The sequence below is a fragment of the Ulvibacter litoralis genome (genome assembly GCF_900102055.1).
GTDB classification, from domain to species: Bacteria; Bacteroidota; Bacteroidia; order Flavobacteriales; family Flavobacteriaceae; genus Ulvibacter; species Ulvibacter litoralis.
The window spans coordinates 1-22,992 of sequence record NZ_FNBA01000005.1 but is presented as its reverse complement, the minus strand read 5'-3'; the positions used below and the strand labels follow the sequence as shown (position 1 = coordinate 22,992).

At 36.1% G+C, this 22,992-nt stretch carries 18 protein-coding genes and 1 pseudogene; 9 read left to right on the top strand and 10 right to left on the bottom strand.

From position 1 onward, the window contains the following. Positions 1-36: 36 nt before the first annotated feature. Together lysA and BLQ00_RS13840 are read left to right on the top strand one after the other, a co-directional pair. Positions 37-1,242, top strand: a complete 1,206-nt coding sequence (gene lysA / locus BLQ00_RS13845; RefSeq protein WP_093144913.1) for a diaminopimelate decarboxylase — start codon at positions 37-39, stop codon at positions 1,240-1,242. Between the two features lie 42 nt (positions 1,243-1,284). Beyond that, positions 1,285-1,896, top strand: coding sequence for a GNAT family N-acetyltransferase (locus BLQ00_RS13840; protein ID WP_093144912.1), 612 nt, complete (start codon positions 1,285-1,287; stop codon positions 1,894-1,896). Here BLQ00_RS13840 and BLQ00_RS13835 read toward each other — a convergent pair. Next, positions 1,883-2,173, bottom strand: a complete 291-nt coding sequence (locus BLQ00_RS13835) for a DUF1456 family protein (RefSeq protein ID WP_093144911.1) — start codon at positions 2,171-2,173, stop codon at positions 1,883-1,885. The two genes, BLQ00_RS13840 and BLQ00_RS13835, sit on opposite strands and share 14 nt — an antisense overlap. Positions 2,174-2,346: 173 nt before the next feature. On the opposite strand from BLQ00_RS13835, the gene BLQ00_RS13830 reads away from it, so the two are divergent. After that, positions 2,347-2,538: a cold-shock protein gene (locus tag BLQ00_RS13830; protein WP_093144910.1), complete on the top strand. Its 192-nt coding sequence runs from the start codon at positions 2,347-2,349 to the stop codon at positions 2,536-2,538. A 227-nt stretch (positions 2,539-2,765) separates the two neighbouring features. Next, positions 2,766-3,413: a hypothetical protein gene (locus BLQ00_RS13825; RefSeq protein ID WP_093144909.1), complete on the top strand. Its 648-nt coding sequence runs from the start codon at positions 2,766-2,768 to the stop codon at positions 3,411-3,413. 333 nt (positions 3,414-3,746) lie between these two features. Here the strand turns inward: BLQ00_RS13825 and BLQ00_RS13815 are convergent, their stop codons facing one another. From BLQ00_RS13815 to BLQ00_RS13780, 8 genes are all read right to left on the bottom strand, one after another. Beyond that, positions 3,747-4,688: an NAD(P)H-dependent flavin oxidoreductase gene (locus BLQ00_RS13815; protein WP_093144907.1), complete on the bottom strand. Its 942-nt coding sequence runs from the start codon at positions 4,686-4,688 to the stop codon at positions 3,747-3,749. Then, entirely contained in the window at positions 4,688-6,322 is a 1,635-nt protein-coding gene (locus BLQ00_RS13810; RefSeq protein WP_093145082.1) for a S8 family peptidase, read from the bottom strand. The genes BLQ00_RS13815 and BLQ00_RS13810 overlap by 1 nt, the downstream gene beginning before the upstream one ends. A gap of 13 nt (positions 6,323-6,335) precedes the next feature. Then, positions 6,336-7,529 carry a tRNA 2-thiouridine(34) synthase MnmA gene (gene mnmA / locus BLQ00_RS13805; RefSeq protein WP_093144906.1) on the bottom strand — a complete coding sequence of 398 codons (1,194 nt, stop codon included), beginning with the start codon at positions 7,527-7,529 and terminating at the stop codon, positions 6,336-6,338. A 137-nt stretch (positions 7,530-7,666) separates the two neighbouring features. Beyond that, positions 7,667-8,368 carry a toxin-antitoxin system YwqK family antitoxin gene (locus tag BLQ00_RS13800; protein WP_093145081.1) on the bottom strand — a complete coding sequence of 234 codons (702 nt, stop codon included), beginning with the start codon at positions 8,366-8,368 and terminating at the stop codon, positions 7,667-7,669. Between the two features lie 96 nt (positions 8,369-8,464). Beyond that, positions 8,465-10,348 (bottom strand): membrane protein insertase YidC, encoded by a 1,884-nt coding sequence (gene yidC / locus BLQ00_RS13795; protein ID WP_093144905.1) that lies wholly within the window; start codon positions 10,346-10,348, stop codon positions 8,465-8,467. Between the two features lie 161 nt (positions 10,349-10,509). Beyond that, on the bottom strand, positions 10,510-12,126 hold the full coding sequence (locus BLQ00_RS13790; protein WP_093144904.1) for a CTP synthase: 1,617 nt from the start codon (positions 12,124-12,126) through the stop codon (positions 10,510-10,512). Positions 12,127-12,277: 151 nt separating this feature from the next. Next, a complete protein-coding gene (locus BLQ00_RS13785; RefSeq protein ID WP_093144903.1) occupies positions 12,278-12,526 on the bottom strand; it encodes a DUF3820 family protein in 249 nt (82 codons plus the stop codon). Then, positions 12,510-13,046, bottom strand: a complete 537-nt coding sequence (locus BLQ00_RS13780; protein ID WP_093144902.1) for a DUF922 domain-containing protein — start codon at positions 13,044-13,046, stop codon at positions 12,510-12,512. The genes BLQ00_RS13785 and BLQ00_RS13780 overlap by 17 nt, the downstream gene beginning before the upstream one ends. A 297-nt stretch (positions 13,047-13,343) precedes the next feature. Between BLQ00_RS13780 and BLQ00_RS13775 the strand changes: the two genes are divergently transcribed. Beyond that, positions 13,344-15,485, top strand: a complete 2,142-nt coding sequence (locus tag BLQ00_RS13775; RefSeq protein ID WP_093144901.1) for a tail fiber domain-containing protein — start codon at positions 13,344-13,346, stop codon at positions 15,483-15,485. Positions 15,486-15,488: 3 nt separating this feature from the next. Continuing rightward, positions 15,489-16,868: a hypothetical protein gene (locus tag BLQ00_RS13770; RefSeq protein ID WP_093144900.1), complete on the top strand. Its 1,380-nt coding sequence runs from the start codon at positions 15,489-15,491 to the stop codon at positions 16,866-16,868. A 152-nt stretch (positions 16,869-17,020) separates the two neighbouring features. Here the strand turns inward: BLQ00_RS13770 and BLQ00_RS13765 are convergent, their stop codons facing one another. Beyond that, positions 17,021-18,838 carry a hypothetical protein gene (locus tag BLQ00_RS13765; protein WP_093144899.1) on the bottom strand — a complete coding sequence of 606 codons (1,818 nt, stop codon included), beginning with the start codon at positions 18,836-18,838 and terminating at the stop codon, positions 17,021-17,023. A 502-nt stretch (positions 18,839-19,340) separates the two neighbouring features. Here BLQ00_RS13765 and BLQ00_RS13760 point away from each other — a divergent pair. From BLQ00_RS13760 to BLQ00_RS17465, 3 genes and pseudogenes are all read left to right on the top strand, one after another. After that, complete coding sequence (locus tag BLQ00_RS13760; RefSeq protein WP_139149421.1) at positions 19,341-20,762, top strand: hypothetical protein; 1,422 nt, start codon at positions 19,341-19,343, stop codon at positions 20,760-20,762. 350 nt (positions 20,763-21,112) lie between these two features. Further along, positions 21,113-22,705 (top strand): hypothetical protein, encoded by a 1,593-nt coding sequence (locus BLQ00_RS13755; protein ID WP_093144897.1) that lies wholly within the window; start codon positions 21,113-21,115, stop codon positions 22,703-22,705. 99 nt (positions 22,706-22,804) lie between these two features. After that, a pseudogene (locus BLQ00_RS17465) lies at positions 22,805-22,992 on the top strand (hemagglutinin protein); the annotation flags it as partial.

The window sequence follows — 22,992 nt, the reverse complement described above, 5'->3', positions numbered from 1 at the left end:
TCTTAATTTTTATACAAACATTTTATTCGAACAAAAATGAATTATCAAGACCTTTTAGCAGTAGTTCAGGAACATGGAAGTCCTGTGTATGTGTATGACGCCTCAAAAATTGAAGCGCAGTATAAACGCTTAAACGATGCTTTTAAGAAGGTGAAACAGGTAAAGATAAATTATGCTGTTAAGGCGTTATCTAATATTTCTGTTTTAAAACTCTTGAGTTCATTAGGAACCGGAATGGATACTGTTTCAATTCAAGAAGTAATGTTAGCGCTAGAAGCTGGTGTTGCTCCTGAAAAAATTATATACACTCCCAACGGAGTTTCTTTAGAAGAAATTGAACGCGCAGCCTCTTTAGGTGTGCAAATCAATATCGACAACCTCTCTATTTTAGAGCAGTTTGGAACAAAACATCCAAAAACGCCTGTTTGCATTCGTATTAATCCGCATGTTATGGCAGGTGGAAATACCAATATTTCGGTAGGACATATAGATAGTAAATTTGGAATTTCAATTCACCAAATGCCTCATCTAAAGCGCATTGTTGAAAATACCAAAATGAACATTAACGGGATTCATATGCATACCGGAAGTGATATTTTAGATATTGATGTCTTTTTATATGCTTCGGAAATTTTATTCGATGCTGCTAAAAATTTCGACAACTTAGACTTTATCGACTTCGGAAGTGGATTTAAAGTACCTTATAAAGAAGGAGATATTGAAACAAATATTGAAGAATTTGGAGAAAAACTTAGCAAACGTTTTAATGAGTTCTGTAAAGAATATGGTAAAAAACTAACCTTAGCATTCGAACCTGGAAAATTCTTAGTCAGTGAATCTGGAAAATTCTTGGTAAAAGTGAATGTGGTAAAACAAACCACATCTACTGTTTTTGCACAAGTAGATAGCGGATTTAACCACTTAATTCGTCCAATGCTTTACGGGTCACAACACGAAATTACAAACATTTCAAATCCTGAAGGACGTGAGCGTTTTTACAGTGTTGTAGGTTATATCTGTGAAACAGACACATTTGCAAATAATCGCAGAATTTCCGAAATTAGTGAAGGAGATATTTTATCTTTTAGCAATGCTGGAGCCTACTGTTTTTCGATGGCAAGTAATTACAATTCGCGTTACAGGCCTGCAGAAGTTCTATGGCATAACAACAAAGCGCATCTTATTAGAAAGAGAGAAACATTTGATGATATTTTAAAAAATCAGATTGCACTTACATTTTAACATCAAGGCTTCCTTCGGGAAGCCTTTCTATTTGTTTATTTTATGGAGATACTCAATTTTAGTAAAGACTATGTTTTAGAAAATGATGTCGTACTACTTCGTCCTTTAGCTACAACCGATTTTAAACATTTATCCAGCTTCTCAATCCATGAGCCACAATTATGGAAGTACTCGTTAGTACAAGCTAGCGGATTAGAAAACTTAAAAAAATACATTGCGCTTGCGCTCCAAGCGAGAGAAGACAAAACCTCCTACCCTTTTATTGTGTTTGATAAAAGAACTCAAAAATACGCAGGAAGCACTCGGTTTTACGATTATCAACCACATCATAATACCGTTCAGCTAGGCTATACCTGGTATGGGTCCGAATTTCATGGAACCGGACTCAATAAAAATTGTAAATTTTTACTACTACAATTCGCGTTTGAAACATTGAAAGTAGAACGTGTAGAGTTTCGAGCAGATGCAACAAACCAACGCAGTATTGCCGCAATGAAAAGTATTGGCTGTACTGTTGAAGGAATTCTTCGGAAAAATTGCGCAAGTCTTACCGGCAGAAGAGATAGTATAATACTCAGCATCTTACAGAATGAATGGTTTCAAACTGCAAAGACATCACTTTCAGAAAAAATTAAAAAATCTAATCCTTTTTAGGATATATACGCTTTTTAGGAGCAGAACTCTGTCCCGCACTCGCCTTCTTAGGAGGCATAGGACCCCGAAGATGAATTACCAAACCGTTTAAAAAGTTTCGTAAAATCTGATCGCCACACTCCATATATTTCGGGTGATTTTCATTTCTGAAAAACGCGCCTAGTTCACTTTTTGAAACTTTAAAGTCTGCCAACTCACAAATTTTCACAATATCTTCATCACGAAGTTTATGAGCGACTCTTAATTTTTTAAAAATATCGTTATTAGATAGTGCCATACACAAGCAAAGGTACATTATAATATTACAATGTAAAGAAGTCTATTACTATTGAATGCAATTTGTTCTTAATTCATTAAAAATCAAAAAATTAAAATAAATTGAATTAATGAGCTATATATTCTAATATAATACTATCTTCGCCACTTATAATAATTATTTAATATTTAGTAATGAACAAAGGAACAGTAAAATTCTTCAACGACACCAAAGGATTTGGTTTTATCACTGAAGAAGGATCAAACAAAGAACATTTCGTACACATCTCAGGTTTAATCGATGAGATTCGTGAAGGTGACGAAGTAGAATTTGACCTACAAGAAGGTAAAAAAGGATTGAACGCAGTAAATGTAAAAGTTTTATAATATACGCTTTAACTTTTTTTAAAAGAACAAAAGCCTTTCTTCGTTGATAGGCTTTTTTTATGCCTAAATTTTAACCATTTCCAATATTAAGTTTTCTATAACATTCTATTAAGAAAACCCCCTTAGAAACCTTATTTCTTCTCTAAATAAACGTTAAATCATACCCCAATAGTAATAGTATTCAGTACTTTAAGTGGAAACAATAAAACCACCTAAAAACAACTATTATGAAAACGCACTTTAACTATTTCTTGCTACTATTTTCCTGTTTAGCAATAGTAGCTTGCAACACTACTTCGGAAAAAAAAGAGGTCTTAGAGAAAAATTCTGAGAAGGTCGAGAAAAAGAGCTATACCATTAGAGAAGATGCTCCAACTACAAATGACACTTCAGAAAGCACCCCAGATGAAAGTAAGTTGACTCTTTTCATGAACTCAGAAATGAAAGATTGGAAGCCCATCCCTAAAAGCATGTGGCTACAACAAGATTTTATCGATAACTATAATACTACCAGTGGGATAGAAGAGAAAATTGATTATGATAAAAACACGTTCATAAAAGGCGACTTTAATGGAAATGGCTTTAATGATTATGCCCAATTTTTACTGAATCCAAAAGATGAAGTGGTATTAATGGCGTTTCACCAAACTCAAGAGGGATACGATACTTTCGAAATAGTAAATTATGGAACCGCTCCAAAATGTTGTCTAGGGGCTGGTATATCGGTAACACCTCCTGGAATTTACAAAAACACTGAAACCAATACAGATGTTACTGTTGAAAGTGATGCACTTATTTATTCAATTTATGAAAAATCGGATCGCATTTGGTATTTTAATGGAGAAAGATATGGTAGCTTTTTAATTAGCGATTAAAGCATTATAGTAGTACAGAAACCTTACCTTCTGTTAGAGTTATTCTTTAGGAAGCTTACGCTTCACTATTTTTTCTATAAGCGAATACCACAATGTTTTATTTCGCTTTTTCTTCCCTAACAAACGAGTAAGTTTAATTTTATAAACAGTGTGTATAATAGCCGCTACTAAGAGAGCTATTATACACACTGCTATTAAATAAACAATAAATTGTACATCCACGATACTGTTATTTAGATACAAGTATATTGTTTTGTACTAAAAATCCTACTTAATTAGTAGGATTTTTATTTCATTTTCGATAAAAAGCTTCAAAATAACGACAAAACAACCTTACAACGATATAACAGTCGTTTTTAAATTATTAAACTCTTCTATAATTTCATTTACAATATGTGCTGCAGGTTTAATATCATGTATCAACCCAGCAATTTGTCCAATTTCTAATTCTCCATCTTCTAAATCGCCTTCAAACATACCGCGTTTTGCCCTAGCACGTCCTAATAACTCTATAAGTTGCTCTTTGGAAGGATTTGTAGCATATAACTCCATTAATTCGTTAAAAAACTTATTTTTCAACATTCTAACAGGTGCTAATTCCTTTAAGGTAAGCAATGTATCACCTTCTTTAGCATCTACAACTAATTGTTTAAATGCATGATGTGATGAAGATTCTTCCGAAGCTACAAAACGACTTCCTATTTGTACTCCGTCAGCACCTAAAATCATAGCTGCTAACATTCCCTTTCCGTTTGCAATTCCGCCAGCAGCAATTAAAGGAACCTCTAATTGTTCTTTAACCATTGGAATTAGCGTAAAAGTTGTTGTTTCTTCACGTCCGTTGTGACCTCCAGCTTCGAAACCTTCAGCTACTACAGCATCCACTCCAGCCGCTTGTGCTTTCAAGGCAAATTTCACACTACTCACAACATGAACAACTGTAATTCCGTGTTCTTTAAGTCGAGCTGTATGTGTTTTAGGGTTCCCTGCAGAAGTAATTACAATAGGAACTTTTTCTTCAATAATGATATTGATAATCTCTTCAATATTAGGATATAACATAGGAACGTTAACTCCAAAGGGTTTCGACGTTGCCTTTTTACATTTAACAATGTGTTCCCTTAGTACATCTGGGTACATTGACCCTGCTCCTAGCAACCCCAATCCTCCGGCATTACTTACAGCACTCGCCAATCGCCAACCGCTATTCCATATCATACCCGCTTGAATAAGCGGGTATTTGATATTAAAAAGTTTGGTAATTCTATTCTCCACTATTGCTTAATAAGTTTAAAGCTATTGGTTTTATTATTAGATGTAATAGAAGCAATGTACATTCCACTTGTTAATTGAGAAAGATCCACAGAATTCTTTGTTGCTGAAATAGTTGTGTTAAGCACTTCTTTTCCAATTACATTATAAACTGTCATCGTAGCCTCTGAAACTCCTTCAGGGAAAGAAACATTAACATTTGTAGTTACCGGATTTGGATACAGTGCAAATTGCTCTTTTCTGAAATCATTTTCAAGTCCTAAATTTACCAATGCATTATAAGCATCTTCAAAGTTTGGAATTCCATATCCCATTTGATCGGTTGGATTGTTGTATAAATGAGCCGATTCTCTTACCACTTGCATTACTCGTGTATTTGGAATTTCTGGTCTAGCTTGCCATAAACTCGCCATAGAACCCGCTATAATAGGTGAACTAAAAGAAGTTCCACTACTTGTAGAAACATTTCCTCCTTGTGTGATTACTGCCGATTGTCTTCCTTGCGCCATAACATCTGGCTTAATACGACCATCAACAGTTGGGCCAATAGCACTAAAACTTACATAAGCCCCTCCTGAATTTACAGCACCAATTGTAAATACACCTGGAGCATCTGCTGGAGTCCAAACATAAGGAAAAGGATCACTACCATTATTCCCTGCTGAATTTACTAAAATCATTCCTTTATCAAATCCGTGATTACCTCCACGAGCACCAATTGTAGTCTGCCCGTCTAAATCGTTGTAATCATGATCGTATCTTGAATCATCAAACTCTCTATAGCTTAATGACGTATTTACTACTTGAACTCCTAAACTATCTGCGCGCTCTAAAGCTTCAACCCATAGTGCTTCTTCAAGAGGAGTCTCACTATTTCCATCTTCAGTAACAAAAAGATAAAAAGAAGCATTTGGTGCTGTTCCAACAAAAGGATCAGATCCTTCTAACAAACCTCCGATATCACTTGAAGTATTAATTCCGTGTGATCCTGTTCCTGTTACATCTACTTCTCTATCTACAAAATCATAGGTTCCTAAAAGGCGTCCTTCATTTATAATATGTGAATATGCTGGATTTGTCATCACTCCTGGAAATCCGTTATCCAAAACAGCAACAATAACACCTTCACCTGTAAAATCATTTTCATGTAAATAGTCTGTACCAATCATTTCTGTTTGGTTGGCAGCAGAACCGTAATTGTATATAATATTATTACTTGACTGGTTTTCAATCGCAAATTTATCATTAGGAGGTGATGTAGTAATAGGTCCAAAATTTAGATCCTTATCCATAAACTCTACAGAACTAACAAAAGCGAAATCATCTACAAGATTTTCAATATTTGTTACTGAGCCTCTAACGTAAATACTATTCATCCATTTAGATTTTGCATGTACAGTAATCCCTGGAGCACCTTTAATAGCAGCGATATAGGCTTCGTTTACAGGTACGTCACGCTCATCAATAGGTGTGTTATGCATTGCCTTTCGGTCTATAGCTGCTTGTGTAAGTATTGAAATTGGATTTGCAATTGATGTCGCAACATCTTCTTTATCAGCAAAAAATACAAGTGCATCTTGCTGAGCAAACATACATGGAGCTGTTAACACAGCGAATAGAAATAATAGTTTTTTCATAACAATTTTTAGTTTAAGCAATTACTCCGCTACCTAACAATTCATCGTTGCGATACCACGCAACAAACTGACCCTCAGCGATTGCTGATTGCGGATTATCAAAGATAACATAAAGTCCTGAATTTGTTTGATGCAATGTGGCTTTTTCCAACGCTTGTCGGTAACGAATTCGAGCCATTACCTCCATAGATTCATCTTCTTTTAAACGCATGTCTTCTCGCACCCAATGAATTTCTTCTTGTTGTACAAATAAGCCACGACGATACAAACCTGGATGATCCTTGCCTTGTCCGGTATAAATTACATTTTCTTTTACATCAGTATCTATCACAAACAAAGGCTCTATAGTACCTCCCACAGCCAGACCTTTGCGTTGTCCTTTTGTAAAATAATGTGCTCCTTGATGTACGCCTACTTCCTTCCCATCTGTTTTTGAATAGACATGTTTTGCAGAAAGAAATTCCAGTTCTTCTACTTCGGAAGCAAACGTTGGCATTTCTTTTTTGTAATCAGAATAATCTGAAGGTACTTCTACAATAACACCATCTTTTGGCGCTAACTGTTGCTGAAGAAACTCCGGAAGACGAACTTTACCTATAAAACACAATCCTTGTGAATCTCTTTTTTCGGCAGTAATTAACCCTTGCTCTGAAGCAATACTACGCACTTCTGGCTTAAGCAGCTCGCCCACAGGAAACAATGTTTTTTCTAATTGCTCTTGTGACAACTGACATAAAAAGTACGATTGATCTTTATTGGGATCTTTTCCTGAAAGTAATTGATAAGTAGCTTTCCCGTCTTTTTCTAAGACTCCTTTTCTACAGTAATGTCCTGTAGCCACAAAATCGGCTCCCAATTGAAGCGCAATTTTCATAAAGACATCAAATTTGATTTCACGATTACACAACACATCGGGATTCGGTGTGCGCCCCATCTTGTATTCGTTAAACATATAATCCACGATACGTTCTTTGTACTGCTCGCTTAAATCTACAGTTTGAAACGGAATTCCAAGCTTTTCAGCAACCAACATCGCATCGTTACTATCTTCCAGCCAAGGACATTCGTTTGAAATTGTAACGGTATCATCATGCCAGTTTTTCATAAACAAGCCAATAACTTCGTACCCTTGCTCTTTCAACAAATAGGCTGCTACACTAGAATCTACTCCACCGCTTAATCCGACAACTACTCTTTTTTTCTTCATATCTCAATTGCAAAATTACAATAAAATTGCATGCTTTTTAACCAAACAAAAAATTCCAAAAACCAACAATTTTCATTGGCTTTTGGAATTTGTCGTTAGCAGTGCTAAACATTACAGTCCAATGAAAGTAAACTGTTTTATTCTTTGTTCTTCTTTTTCTCTTTTTTAGGGTAGGTTTCTTCCAAAATAACCTTTCCGTTTTTATAATACTTCCAAAGTCCGTGCTTTTTATCAGCTTTGTAATTCCCTTCAATACTCACATTTCCACTCGCATCATAATAAAAGGCAGGACCTTCTAATAGCCCATTTTTATATTGAAGTTTTTTAAGCAAAACTCCGTCTGGCGAATAGTAGTTATTCGGACCTTCTTGTAATCCATTCACATAGGTGGTTTCTTCGGTAGGCTTTCCATTAGGATAATAGGTCACTTTAACACCGTCAAGTTTTCCCTTTTTGTAAAACTCTCTGGTCATCACATTTCCAGATTTTTTTGGATAATACAACCATTCTCCAATCCGATCTTTTCCGTCCATCTTCCCTTCACTAACCAACTTTCCTTTAATGGTATAATATTTTACTTCGGAAATTGAACTGGAGGCAGTAAATTCTTTTACTACGGAAGGTTGCGTTTTACAAGTTTCACAATAGAACTTAAAGGTACCTACCTCTTTTCCATGTTCGAAAGTACCTTCATAGCGAAGTTGCTTGGTTCCTGGGTACATTTTTTGCCAGACACCATGACGCTTCCCTTGCGCATCCATCTGATTAGTTTCAGATTGCGAAAAGCCAGTTACGGAGCTAAAAACTATTCCGAAGAAAAACAAAAACAGCGTTTTCATAAACATACTTTTTTAAACGAAATGAATTATTTTTAAATCTATTCAATACATGTTTTACCTTTCAAAAAAGATACCAAACACGATCTCATTTTAAAACTAACGCTTTCCTGTTTTCTTTTGTTGTTCAGCTTGCTCCATCATTTCAGCCATTTTTTTCTGAAACTTGTTTTGCTTTTTAGGCTTCTTCTTGTTTTCTTGAATCTTTGCGTGAATCTTATCTTCATCGATGATAAAGTTCTTAATCACTAGCATAATTCCAATAGTAATTAAGTTAGATACAAAGTAGTACAATGACAAACCACTAGCGTAGTTGTTAAAGAATACCAACATAAACAACGGCGACAAGTACATTAAAAACTTCATGTTAGGCATTCCCGGTTGTTGTTGGGCTTGCATGGTCTGTCCTGTTGTCATCATCATATAAATAAAGATCGCGATAGATGCCAAAATTGGAAATAAACTCACGTGATCTCCGTAAAAAGGAATATGGAAAGGCAATTCGGCGATTGTATCATAACTTGATAAATCGTCTGCCCATAAAAAGCTTTTCTGACGTAAATCGAACGCTGTTGGGAAAAATGTAAACAAGGCATAGAACACCGGAATTTGAAGTATCGCGGGCAAACAACCCTTCAACGGACTGGCACCTGCAATGTTTTGCAATTTCATTGTTTCTTGCTGAATCTTCATTTTATTATCACCAAACTTCTCTTTAATAGCATCCATTTCAGGTTTTAACACCTTTAATTTCGCTTGCGATAAGTACTGCTTGTATTGCACTGGCGATAATGCCAATTTAATTAAGATGGTAAGAACGATAATTGCAATTCCGGCAGGTAAAAATCCACTTAAGAATCCGAACAATGGAATAATAATATACTTATTTATAACTCCGAAAATCCCCCAACCTAATGGCATCGCTTCGTCTAAATTACGGTCATATTTTTTAAATATCTGGTAATCGGAAGGACCATAATACATATTCATATTATACGAAAGTCCACCAGCCTTCGGCTCTAACAACATTTTAGCGCCGTATTGTTTTGTATATACCGTATCAATTTCTTCGTTTTCAACTAAATCGATCGAAGATAAAGCCACCTCTTTAAAAGGGGTATCTGTTAACAACATGGAACTAAAAAAGTGCTGACGGAAGTTCATCCAAGAAACATCTTTTTCAAGTTCTTCATCTTCTCCGTTAGGATCTAATTTTGAATGCTTACTTCCTTCGTATTCGTAAGTTAAACGTGAATATCTATTCTCGTAACTTATACTCTTCGCATGACGATAGCCTTTAAACTTCCAATCTAAATACATTGGCTGCGATGTATTCAACACGCCGTCTAAGCCTTTTGTAGTAAGACTAAACCCTAACATATACTCTTCCGGCTCTAACTCGTAACGATACTCGATGTAAGAGTCATTGTTGGTTTTCAAACGCATAGTTAACACGCTATTTTCACCATTTTTGGTCAAAGTAGGCTCAAAATAAAGCTCTTGAGAATTCAACAAACGATTCTCTGCTGAAAACTGAAGGTTTAACGAAGCATTCCCGTCTTTTATTAAATACACAGGAACAGAATCGTACGTATGAAGTTGTTTTAAACGTGCTTCAGTAATATACCCACCTTTATTACTAATGGTAAGTGAAAGCACATCGTTTTCTAAAACAGTCGTTGCACTCGTAGCAGAAGGAAGCGTTCCGGAATACGCAAACGAACCTAGTCTATTTTTAAGTTTTGCTAATCCTAACGAATCTGTAGTACTTGCGGCAGAAAGCTCTTGAACTGCTTCTTGAAGTTGAATGTCTTTTTTTGCGGTTTCAGACGCTGCTTGCTGTTGTGCTGCAGCTTCCGTTTTTGCTTTTTCTGCTTGTATTTCTTCTTCAGAAGGTCTGTTTAGATACAACATCCAAACTAAAATTCCTCCTATTAGTACGAACCCTATTAATGAGTTTACGTCAAATTTCTTTTCTTCCATACGTAGTCCCTTACTTGTTTCGGGATTAGGTTTAATTAATCTTTATTTCTAATATCTTCGGAAAGTTTCTCGTTAGTACAGAACTTTCAGAATAAACTATTTTAACTATGCTGCTATACACAACAATAACGCCTTTTTAGGCAATACGCCAAATTGTCGTATTACTTTTTTGAAGCATGCTCACTAGCAGCTTTCACAAACGCAACAAATAATGGATGCGGATTGGCAACAGTACTTTTATATTCAGGATGGTACTGAACTCCCACAAACCAAGGGTGTGATGGCACCTCAACAATCTCTACCAATCCCGTTTCAGGATTTGTTCCTGTAGCAACCATACCAGCATCTTCTAACTGATGTTTGTATGCATTGTTGTATTCGTAACGATGTCTGTGACGCTCGTTGATATGATTACCACCATATATCTGACTCGCTAAACTATCGTCTTTCAACTCACATTTCCACGATCCCAAACGCATGGTTCCCCCTTTGTTGGTGATATTTTTTTGGTTTTCCATCAAGTTAATCACTGGATCTTTCGTTTCAGGATCCATTTCAATCGAATTGGCATCTTTAATTCCCAATACATTTCGAGAATATTCAATCACCGCCATTTGCATTCCTAAGCAAATTCCGAAGAAAGGCAAATCATGCTCACGTGCATATTGTACTGCTGCAACTTTCCCTTCAATACCGCGCTCCCCAAATCCTGGTGCGACTAATATTCCGTTTAAGTTGGCTAATTTCTCCGCAATATTTTCTTTGTTGATATATTCTGAATGGATAGAAACTACATTTACTTTCACTTCATTTACAGCACCTGCGTGAATAAATGCTTCCAATATTGATTTGTAGCTATCCTGAAGCTCTACATATTTTCCGATCAAGCCAATATTTACTTCGCTCTTTGGATTTTTATGACGTTGCAAAAACTGGTTCCATAATTCTAAGTTTGGTTCCTTTGCATCTTTTATCTTTAATTTCTTTAATGTAACCGTATCTAAGCCTTCTTCCAGCATTAAATTTGGCACATCGTAAATGGTTGAAGCATCAATAGACTCAATTACTGCGTCTTGCTTCACATTACAGAACAACGCTAATTTTCTACGTAAATCGTCCGATAGTTTATGCTCTGTTCTACACACCAAGATATCGGCTTTAATACCGCTTTCCATCAATGTTTTCACCGAGTGTTGTGTCGGTTTTGTTTTTAATTCGCCCGCTGCAGAAAGGTACGGAATCAACGTTAAGTGAATTACCAACGCGTTGTCATCGCCCATCTCCCACTTTAATTGTCGAACAGATTCTATATAAGGTAGAGATTCAATATCTCCTACGGTTCCTCCAATTTCAGTAATTACAATATCGTAATCGCCTGTTTTTCCTAAAATCTGGATGCGTTCTTTTATCTCATTGGTAATATGAGGAATTACCTGTACCGTTTTTCCTAAAAACTCGCCGCGACGCTCTTTCTGAATTACACTTTGGTAAATACGCCCCGTGGTTACGTTATTTGCTTGCGATGTTTTTACGTTTAAGAAACGTTCGTAGTGTCCTAAATCAAGATCTGTTTCGGCACCATCGTCTGTTACGTAACACTCTCCATGCTCGTACGGATTTAAAGTTCCTGGATCTATATTAATGTAAGGGTCTAATTTCTGAATGGTCACACGGTATCCCCTAGCTTGTAATAATTTAGCTAGTGATGCTGCAATAATTCCTTTTCCTAAAGATGATGAAACCCCGCCCGTAACGAAGATGTATTTTGTAGTGTTCATGGATGCGATACTATATTAACTATACGGGATGCAAAGGTAAGGTTTTATTGCGGAAGGCAATAAGGAAATTAAAACAATTGCGAAACAATGTGAATCTTACTATTTGTACTAGATTTACAAGCTTTTATTTGCATAAAAAGCTTTATTCCAATTAATACAAATACCGCGGCTTTTTTTCAATAAGTGGTTTTATGAGGCTTTCCAACCCATTCACTTTTATTTCGTCCATTTCGCGCATCATATTACCCAGTTTTCCTTCCGGAAATCCTTTTTGTTTGAACCACGTAAAATAGGCTTCAGGAATGTTCACTAAATATTGGTCTTTGTATTTTCCGAAGGGCATTTTATAATTTGCCAGCTCTATAAGGTGTTTGGGATCTGGATTATTTGAAAGACTCATATACGTTAAGTTGTTTGGTAACATATTGTTCCCATTGGTATTCTTTTTCTTTGTTTTTTGAATGCTCCGATTCCGAATCGAATAAATTTTGCATCGTTTGTCGTTCGCCTTCTACTTTTTGATAAATCGCTTTCATTTCTTTTTTTATTGCTTTTGAAAAGGAAGCTTCAGAAATTCGTTTTCGCAATATACGAGCGTGTAATTCTGAAATATCAAAATGTGTTTGCTCGTGTTTCAATATATATTCTGAAACATACGCTTCTTTGTACCAAGATTCTTCTGGGTAAAAATAACTCTGAACCGTAAAATCATACGTTAGCTTTTCCTCCAGCAATTTATAAGAATACGAAAATGAAATTCCAGAACTTGTACTTGCCACATAATCGGCTCCTTCTGAAGGTTGTGCCTTAAAGTCGCTCCACGTTAGTTTTTTGTTTTCGTCCCAGTTTATCTTTACCGGATCACTTTCCGAAGAAAAAAAGAAAACAAACAGCAATATAGGAATACCAAATAATTTCATATCGTTTTAAACGGAAAAGAATACTAGTTTATTTTACAATTGAAGCGATTAGAGTTTTAATCAACTCCAACCTCAACGTTGGTTCATTTTAACTTCACGAAGAATCAAAATTCTGAAAATCTAAGTCATTTTAAAACTATCAAAACCGTTTTTAAATTTTACATCCCTTGATATAGAAAAGGGGGTTTTACCCCTCTAAATATGGGAGAATAACACGTATATCGTTGTTACTAAACTTATTAAGATTGTAATTAAAAGTGCGAAAATTAAATGTAGCACTTAAAATTACGCAACCTCATGAAAACAAAACTGACCCTTTTAACACTCCTATTTTCAGTAATTGTTTTTGCACAAAGTGGAATAAACTACAAGGCAATCGTCAAAGATGGAAGTAACAATATTCTCGCCAATCAGATGATCGACGTACAATTTATAATTTATGAAGGCGCTGCAGGAACTAATAATGTTTATCAAGAAAGTCATACAACCAATACCGATGCCAATGGGATGGTAATTTTAACTATTGGTGAAGGCACTACCTCTGACGTGTTTACAAATATTGAATGGGAAACTGACGAACACTGGCTTAATGTTCAAATTGACACAGGCGCGGGGCTCACCGATTTAGGCACGACACAATTTATGGCAGTGCCTTATGCTTTACATGCGACTAATGTTTCTGGGCTCGAAGCTATGAATGAAGGGAGTGGTATTGGTTGGCGACTGTTATCTCGAAATCAAAACAACTATGGTAATATTGGTTTTAGCGCCATAGACTTTAGCTACGTTTCTGACCCCAACCTCGGCTTAGGTGCAACAGGAGACTATTCCTTTAGTTTGGGGCATAATGGTACGGCATCTGGAGAACATTCATTAGTGTTCGGTGATCAAAATTATAGTTTTTCCGACTTTGCTATTGCTATGGGAAATAATAATATTGTTTCTGGTGTAAACGCTACTGCCATCGGAGCAATAAATCAGGTGCCCGGAAATTATGCTTTTGCAGTTGGTCTTCAGAATCAAGCCACAGAAAACTATACAATGGCTCTTGGAAACAATGCGGTTGCCTCAGGTGAATACGGAATTTCTGTTGGTCGTAGTACAATTTCATCAGGAATTGGTGCCATAGCAATGGGAAGTTTCACTGAAGCTTCAGGAGATTTTTCGGTAGCAATTGGAAGCGAATCTGAAGCACAAGAATATGGCTCAATTGCTATAGGAGATCATGCTACAGCAACACGACTCAATGCTATAGCTATGGGTAGAGATGCAACTGCTACGAATCAAGATGCGGTCGCTTTGGGTTATAATAACCGAGCAGCGCACAGTTACGCATTAGCTACAGGAAGTAGCACAGTGGCCAGTGGTCTTGCCTCATTCTCATCGGGTTTCGAATCTGAAGCGTCTGGACCATATAGTGTAGCGATGGGTAGATTGTCTCTTGCGTCAGGAAACAATAGTTTTTCTTTCGGAGAAGACAGTTGGGCCAATAACAATCATGCTGTGGCTATAGGAGAAAATGTTTCTGCACAAGGCGAAAATTCAACAGCTTTAGGATTTAGCAGCAATGCTACTGGTTCACAATCAGTAGCCATCGGTCGCGGGCTTACAGCTCAAGGTGCTGGGCAAGTAGTCGTTGGTAGTTTCAACGAGGTAATTGGAACTTACCCAAACCCATCAGGGACTCCCTATTCTAATGATCCTGTGTTTATAGTCGCTAGCGGGGGAAACGATGAGTATAGAAGAAATTCACTCACAGTACTATATAATAACAATGTAGGCATTGGAACAAGTACCCCAGAAGAACGATTGCATGTTGTTGGGACTGTCCGTATTGGAACTGAGACTATTGAGGATACTGGAAGCAATCAACTTTCCTTTAATGCAAGTTTGTTACCCGATGGTGATAATTTGATGCGATTGGGAAATTCGTCGAATCGATGGATAGGTGTCTGGGCAGTCGATGGAACAATAAATACTTCAGACCGAAGAGATAAAGAGAATATAACCGATATAAACTATGGTCTTGCTGAAATTGAAAAATTAACCCCCGTACGCTTTAACTGGAAACAAAGACCCGAAGCTGGAATGAAGCTAGGTTTGATTGCTCAAGATATTCAAAAAATCATTCCGGAAGTAGTGATGGATCGTGAAATTATCTATTCTGAAGATGACCCTACATCGTATAAAACAAAGTCGTTAGATCGCTTAGGAGTTTACTATTCAGACTTGATTCCTGTGTTAATAAAGGCCATTCAGGAACAACAAAACATTATACATAGTCAAAAATCTGAAATTCTACGTCATACATCTGAAATCGATATCCTTTCAGAAGTCAATAAAAATCAGGATGAAAGGATGCAGCAACTTTCCGAAGAAATTTTAAAGTTAAAAGAACGTACAAATCGTATAAACCAATTAGAAACCAAACAATACTAAACAATGAAAAAAACAATTACTTACATCGCATTACTCTTTTCAGTTATTGTAGTTGCGCAAAACGGAATAAATTACAAAGCAGTTATTACAGACAATGATAATGTGGTTGCTAATCAAGTTGTAGCTGTTCAATTTCGAATTATAAAAGGTGCTGGGATGTCTATCTTATATCAAGAAACGCATACACCGACAACAGACGCCAATGGTATGGTGTTTTTAAGCATTGGTGAAGGGACCGTAAATGCAGGAGTTTTCGAGAATATAAATTGGGGATCGGATGATCATTTCTTAAATGTACGTGTAAATACAGGAGGCGGATTAATTAATATGGGAACGACACAATTTAATACTGTGCCTTATGCCCTTCATTCAAAAACCGCTGAAACAGCACTAAATCCAGATGACGATTGGACTGTTTCAGGAAATAAAATTTACAGAGCGTCGGGGGATGTTGGTATAGGCACTACTGACCCAAATTCCCTTTTACATCTCAAAGCACCCGGATTTCAAATAGGTGATGGTATTCACTTTGAAACTTCTGGCGCAACTGGTGAAGATTGGTATATATACATGAATGAAACAGATGACCTTAATTTTCGCAATGATGCTTTTGAAACAATCTCCTTTCAAAAAAACACTGGGAATATAGGAATTGGTACCACAGATCCAGATGCGAAACTACATGTTGAAGGCAACTTGAAGTTAGTTGATGGTACGCAGGCAGTGGGTCGTGTACTTACGTCTAACGCCGACGGACTTGCATCTTGGCAGGATGCAGTAGTAGATGACGGTGATTGGGTTACTGCTGGCCCCAATATACATAATGGTAATGGGGGAAATGTTGGTATCGGAACTGCCAGTCCTAGTGGTACACTCCATATTAAAAACACCGGAACTGTTGTTCCAGCTTTGCGAATACAAAATTCATCAGGAGCAACTAAATTTAGTGTCAATACAAATGGAGGCACAACTATCGGAATTAATAACACCACTGGGGCACCAGATAACGGGCTTTTTGTAGCTGGGGCTGTAACTATTGGAACTACAGACTTTGCTACGGGTTTTGCACTTTCTGTTGATGGCGATGTAATTGCTGAGGATGTGGTTATACAAGATTCGGGAGCATGGCCAGACTATGTTTTTGAGAATGATTATAAGTTATTGTCCATAGATGAAATGGCTCAAGTAATTAATGAGAAAAAACATTTGCCAGGTATTCCTTCTGCAAAAGACGTAGAAGCCAACGGCATACTTATAGGAGATATGCAAAAACGCACCATGGAAAAGATAGAAGAACTATCGCTTTATATTATTCAATTACACGAACGTCTCAAAGCGTTAGAAATAGAAAATGAGCAGCTGAAAGATTTGAAGAAAGAGTAGCACGTATAGATAAACTCCTTCATCGCAAACAATGATTTGACAAACTCTTAGCACTTACCGAACTTTAATTATCTACAAGGGAATTATGTTTTTTTTTAGGATTACCCCCGAGGTTCTGCCTCGGGAATTCTAAATAATCAAACAAAATCTAATTAATTCTTATCAATTAAATACCCATTCATAAACCCGGAATATGTTACAGCTTTTCCTTCATCTACAAAAATCGGATTGGAGAAAGAAGTAAGCCCAGGGGAATTTATATTTATCCCTTTACCAGAGTAAACAACCTTGCCATCAATTTCTATTTTTTGATTGTTAAAACTACTTACTGAAAGAAGTACGAATATTTTACCTATTGGTACAGTATAATTATTGGTATTAATAACTACTGCCACCCCACTATCTATTAAAAACCCACTTACGCTTGAATTTATAGATGAGTTTGTAATAGTAACTCCAGCATTGATTAGTAATGGGTTTTCAAATGAGTTTACATTATTAAAATTTTGACTTGTATCTAAAAATTGTAAATTATTTATAAAAAAGGTACTAGTAGTGCTTGTGTAATAATTAGTTAGATAAAAAGTCTTTCCAACAGGGACAGTATATCCTGCACCATCCAATGAACCAATAGTTATAGGGGTCATTCCTTCAAAACCGTCTGGATATTGAGGGTTTTTTAAGATCTCAGTTAATGGCTTTAAATCTACACTAGTTCCATTTCCATTTTCAATACCTAAAGTAAGCATAGTACCTGCTAAAGTGGGTATTGTTAAGTTTTGGTCATCTGTACCAGTATCAACTACATTTTCAAAACTTACATTTCCATTTCCATCTGTAGTCATCACTTGCCCAGCGCTACCATCAATAAGTGGCATATTATATGCATCGTTGATGTTCATTAAACCACTTTTATAAATGGTAAGCGCATTTTTACGTTCAAAAAGGCCTGTACCGTTCCCTATTGAAAACAAACGATCTGCAATGTTGTAGTTCAATGCATCTGTTGGAGTGTACTCAGTTGCATAAACCCCAAAAGTAGTTTCGGCATACGATGGCGAATCGTTTCGATATCCAAATGTTGTAGAAATAAAACCAGACGACTCAGTATACTCACCAAATGCAACAGAATTATTTCCTGAAGCTTCAGTAAAATTACCAAAAGCGGCAGAGCTTTCCCCAATTGCTCGAGTATACGAACCAAATGCAGCAGATTGTAGTCCAGATGCGGTTGTGAAAACACCAAATGCACTAGAGAAATTCCCCGAAGCAGTTGTGAGGACTCCAAAAGCTGAGGAACTCGTACCTGATGCGATGGTTCCATATCCAAAACCTGCTGAAGATTCCCCAATATTTACATGATCCCAACTCGTATTATTTGCATTACCCGCTCTAAAAGCTGCTTTTCGAGGATTAAAAAACATACGTGAACCTGAACCTGTAATAGCAATAGTATCACCTACGTTATTCGCGCCAGTAACTAAAAACCCGTCTTCTCCATTAATTGTCACAGCACCACCCGTAGCTATAATTGTTTTTCCTAGACCAGCACCTCCTTTATTGTAAGCGTCATTAAGTGTCCCCTTTCGAGTATCTTCAGCAAAATTTGCATAGGGCACACTCATAAATTCTGTAGCACCTAAATCGACCATACCAGCACCTGTATCTATTTGTACATTTAAAAAATGATGATCCACGCCCCAATCCAAAATTGAAAAATCACCACTATCAACAGTTCCCTCTCCTATGTTCACCATGATAATTCCATTACTATCTGTCATAGTATTTTGTGTTTCTTGATACACGTTTGTAGTTCCACCTTCCAGAATTTGAAATTGGATAGTAATAGCTTGATTAGAAAGCACATCACCATTAACATCCTTTATGAGTGCTTTATAGTTTATACCGTTTTGCGCATAGATTGCTACGGAAAGAAATAGAACCGAAATTGTAAGTAAAAATGTTCTCATAATTATTAAACTTTAAATAATAGTAAGAATAAAGGCTTTTACGCTCTAAAAATTTTTAGTGAATGACTTTGTTTTTTTAGTGAATGCAGCAATTCACTTTATGTTGAGAACACATAACTCTAATTTATTTTAAGCTTGTTAATGACTGCTAATTCAATTAGAAAACAGGTGCTACATTCAAATATAAAATGTGTAAAAATCAGTTTCTTCAGAAACAGCATGCCTACTTTACCAACCTTCAGAAAAAAATCATTATGCTCGCGGAGACTTCTACTATACTGCATAGACGATAAAAAATCAAAAGAGGAAAAGCATTGACTCAAAACATTCTTAAAAAATTAAACTTATAAATACGTAAAATTCCGAAGTAACTTTAAAATTAAGAGCTCAGAAAACTATTATAATCTCACTCACTAAAAAAACAAAGTCATTCACTAAAAATAATTCGTGTAAAAAAACTTGTTCAATACATTTAATGTGTTATTAATCAAACCTTAATAAAATGAAAAAACTATTTTTTAGCATGTTGTTTTTTGCGACTCTTGTTATAAATGCTCAAACTGGAATTAACTACAAAGTCTTAATAAAAGATGGTGGCGGTACTGTTTTAGTAAGTCAATCCGTGACAGTACAATTTTCGATTTTAGAAGGAGCTGCGCTCACAAATGTATATCAAGAAACACATACCACTACTACAGATGCTAATGGTTTTGTGATTTTAAATATAGGAGAAGGAACTTTGATGAGTGGTGATTACAGTCAGATAGCATGGGGAGATGATGAACACTTTTTAAATGTTCAAATTAATTCGGGCGCTGGACTTACTGATATGGGAACGACTCAATTTATGGCGGTACCTTATGCCAAATTTGCTGAAAATTCAATCACTAAAATAGATAACCTTACAGATGCAAAAGCAGAAACTAAAAGTGTTTTTGTAGGTGAAAATTCTGGAAATGCTGACGATGGTAATAACCAGAACACTGCATTAGGTTTCGACGCTTTAAAAAATAATATTAATGGTTTACAGAATGTTGCTATAGGAGAATCTACTTTATTAGGAAATATTTCTGGTGATAGAAATACTGTGATTGGTCAATCTGCAATGCGCAGAAACACCACCGGAAGTAACAATACTGCCGTTGGAGAAGAAGCACTATACAATAATACATCTGGTCAAGGAAATATTGCTATAGGTCAATGGGCAGGAAGAAATGAAAATGATGATAACAAACTTTACATTGACAATTCTAGCACCTCAGACCCATTAATTTGGGGTGATTTTACCGATGGAAATGAAAAAGTTAAAATTAATGGAAACCTTGAAGTTTCTTCTACAAATACAAGTAGTACACCTTCGCTTAACTTAATACATGAAGGGGTAACAGGAGCTCGAATAAACTTTAGTAACACAGACACAACGAATGATAATTTATGGACACTTTATGGAGATACAAATGACATAGATGCCAACAGTATTTTTAATATTTTTCATTCTAATACGGGTAATATTGTAACAGTAAAAGGGGATGGTAAAGTCAATGTTAATGGTGACTTAACAGTTACAAATACTACTAAAATTGGTACGTCTGGAGCTGCCATTTCAGAAGTTATAAAATTGACCGGAACCACCTATCGCAATGCTGTAGGAAATGTGGGATCAAATAACATTCCCTATCCTTCAGGATATAACTGGGAGAATACGTATGTAGTCAGTTTCAAAGTAAAACAGAGAGAGGGAGGTCTAGGAGGGATTAATAAATACACCTCATTAGGGAATTACAATTCTGGTGATGACCAATCAATTTATATAGACCTTAGGAATGACCCAACAACTAATAATACTAATTATATACAACTAAATATATCAGACCCACAGTATGAAGGTGCAGAATATGTTTTAATACTTATGAAAATAGATTAATAAAATTTGTTTTTCAAGAGCACTATTAATCATTTAATATCGCCTCTTATGAAAACATGTATTCGTAGTAACATTTTTTCGTTTTGGCTACACTTCCCTTTTCATGGCAAAATTTCATGAATTAGAAGCTAAACTTTCAGAAAATGAAAAACGCTTGTTTTAAAAAGGGGTTTTCCCCCTTTCAAAAAGGGAGGATAATCTCTATATTACTAACTATAAAGTTATTAAGATTGCAACTAAAAGGAATAAGTCCAAATTTAGCATGCCTTACAGTATAAAACACGTAATGATATCTAAAAGTAAAGATATTGCATACTAAGTTAATTTAGTAACTAGAATTATATAACCTCATGAAATTAAAAATCACAACTAGTATTGCAATTTTAATTAGCTGTATCTGTCTTGCACAAAACGGTATTAATTACAAAGCAGTAATAAAAGACGGAAATGGAAATATTGTTGCCAACACCCTTATAGCTGTTCAATTTACGATTACTGAAGGAACTCCTGAAGGAACCATCGTATACCAAGAAGACCATTCACCAAATACTGATGCAAACGGACTTATAACTATAAATATTGGGGAAGGAAACCCAAGCTTAAATCTATTTAGTGATATAGATTGGGGTGGTAATTCTCATTTTTTGAACGTGCAAATAAATACTGGCTTTGGTCTTACAGATATGGGAACTACCGAATTTAAAACAGTACCGTATGCATTATCTGCTCCAAGCACTTCAAAATGGGAGAGCACTTCAAATGGAATTTATCGTTTAGAAGACAATGTCGGAATCGGAACAGTTCCTGACAATTCTCGTAAGTTGTTTGTATCCAATAATGACGAACAATATTCATTGTTCACAGAAAACTCATATGCGGGGAATAATTCAAAATATGGGATGTATAATTTACTTTCTTCTGAAGGAACAGGAACTAAATACGGCCTTTATAATAGTCAAATTTCTAGCAGTACAACAACCTCAACATACGGAGTATATAACATAATGACAACAGCTGGTGCTAGTGCAAGCATGTTTGGTATTTACTCCTTTGTATCTAATGCCGGCACAGGAAGTCATTATGCCATATATGGATATGCTTCTGGTCCGGGCAACTACGGAGTTTATGGCTACAATAGTAGTTCGAGCCAAGGATGGGCAGGATATTTCAACGGAAGAGGACAAGTTACAGATCGTTTAATGGTAGGTAGTGACCACAAAGGTAGACAAGGTGTTAATTTAAATCAGAGAGAGTTATTTGTTAGAAATGCTGACACAACCGTTATACGAGCTAAGTATTCAGGAATTGGATCTGGAGGGGAAATGGAATTCTACATGAATACAGGTTTTAAAACACTCGAAATACAAGCATCAGAAACTATAAACACAGGTTCTCAAATACAAATGTATAAGGCAGATGGCTCTTTAGGAATATCTTTAGATGCAGATTTTTTAGGCCTTGGAAGAGTTATAACTCAAGAAATAGAAGTAACTGGAGCAGATTTAGCAGAGTTTTTTAAAGTGAATACAGCGAGTATGTCTAATGCTATTAGACCCGGAGTTTTATTGTCTATTGATGAAGATAATCCGGGGGATGTGGTTATGACTTCGGAAGCATACGACACAAAAATTGCTGGAATAATAAGTGGCGCAAACGGAGTGAGGCCTGGTTTATTAATGGGTGGCGATATTGAACGTCAAGAAGATGCCTTACCAGCAGCTACGGGTGAGTTTCCAATAGCCTTGGCAGGAAAAGCATATGTCTATGCCAATACCGAAAACGGCCCTATTAAAATAGGTGACATGCTTACCTCCTCTTCCTCCCCAGGATACGCCATGAAAGTAAATGACTATGAAAAAGCTCGAGGAGCCATCATTGGAAAAGCGATGACAGCTTTAGATTCGGGTGATGGTTTTGTACTAGTACTTATAAGCCTCAATTAAAAGCGTCTCATTATTTATCACATAAATATTAAAACAAACTATAAATAACCTATTAAAAACTAAGTACTAAGTACTAAGTACAATTTAAAAACAACCAACATGAAACTAAAATTCACATTATTGAGCATGCTTTTGGTGTCTTTCTTCGGAATGGGGCAAAGTATCGAGAAATTTAGTATTGACAGTGGAGGAGCTTCCGCAAGTGCCGGAAACATTCAAATACTCTATACCCTTGGAGAAGTCAATGTACAAGAACGCAGTGCTGGCAACATACAAGTTTCTGAAGG

Coding starts and splice junctions, on each gene's coding strand:
- lysA (WP_093144913.1), top strand. CDS start 37: ATGAATTATCAAGACCTTTTAGCAGTAGTTCAGGAACATGGAAGTCCT.
- BLQ00_RS13840 (WP_093144912.1), top strand. CDS start 1,285: ATGGAGATACTCAATTTTAGTAAAGACTATGTTTTAGAAAATGATGTC.
- BLQ00_RS13835 (WP_093144911.1), bottom strand. CDS start 2,173: ATGGCACTATCTAATAACGATATTTTTAAAAAATTAAGAGTCGCTCAT.
- BLQ00_RS13830 (WP_093144910.1), top strand. CDS start 2,347: ATGAACAAAGGAACAGTAAAATTCTTCAACGACACCAAAGGATTTGGT.
- BLQ00_RS13825 (WP_093144909.1), top strand. CDS start 2,766: ATGAAAACGCACTTTAACTATTTCTTGCTACTATTTTCCTGTTTAGCA.
- BLQ00_RS13810 (WP_093145082.1), bottom strand. CDS start 6,322: ATGAAAAAACTATTATTTCTATTCGCTGTGTTAACAGCTCCATGTATG.
- mnmA (WP_093144906.1), bottom strand. CDS start 7,529: ATGAAGAAAAAAAGAGTAGTTGTCGGATTAAGCGGTGGAGTAGATTCT.
- BLQ00_RS13800 (WP_093145081.1), bottom strand. CDS start 8,368: ATGAAAACGCTGTTTTTGTTTTTCTTCGGAATAGTTTTTAGCTCCGTA.
- yidC (WP_093144905.1), bottom strand. CDS start 10,348: ATGGAAGAAAAGAAATTTGACGTAAACTCATTAATAGGGTTCGTACTA.
- BLQ00_RS13790 (WP_093144904.1), bottom strand. CDS start 12,126: ATGAACACTACAAAATACATCTTCGTTACGGGCGGGGTTTCATCATCT.
- BLQ00_RS13785 (WP_093144903.1), bottom strand. CDS start 12,526: ATGAGTCTTTCAAATAATCCAGATCCCAAACACCTTATAGAGCTGGCA.
- BLQ00_RS13780 (WP_093144902.1), bottom strand. CDS start 13,046: ATGAAATTATTTGGTATTCCTATATTGCTGTTTGTTTTCTTTTTTTCT.
- BLQ00_RS13775 (WP_093144901.1), top strand. CDS start 13,344: ATGAAAACAAAACTGACCCTTTTAACACTCCTATTTTCAGTAATTGTT.
- BLQ00_RS13770 (WP_093144900.1), top strand. CDS start 15,489: ATGAAAAAAACAATTACTTACATCGCATTACTCTTTTCAGTTATTGTA.
- BLQ00_RS13765 (WP_093144899.1), bottom strand. CDS start 18,838: ATGAGAACATTTTTACTTACAATTTCGGTTCTATTTCTTTCCGTAGCA.
- BLQ00_RS13760 (WP_139149421.1), top strand. CDS start 19,341: ATGAAAAAACTATTTTTTAGCATGTTGTTTTTTGCGACTCTTGTTATA.
- BLQ00_RS13755 (WP_093144897.1), top strand. CDS start 21,113: ATGAAATTAAAAATCACAACTAGTATTGCAATTTTAATTAGCTGTATC.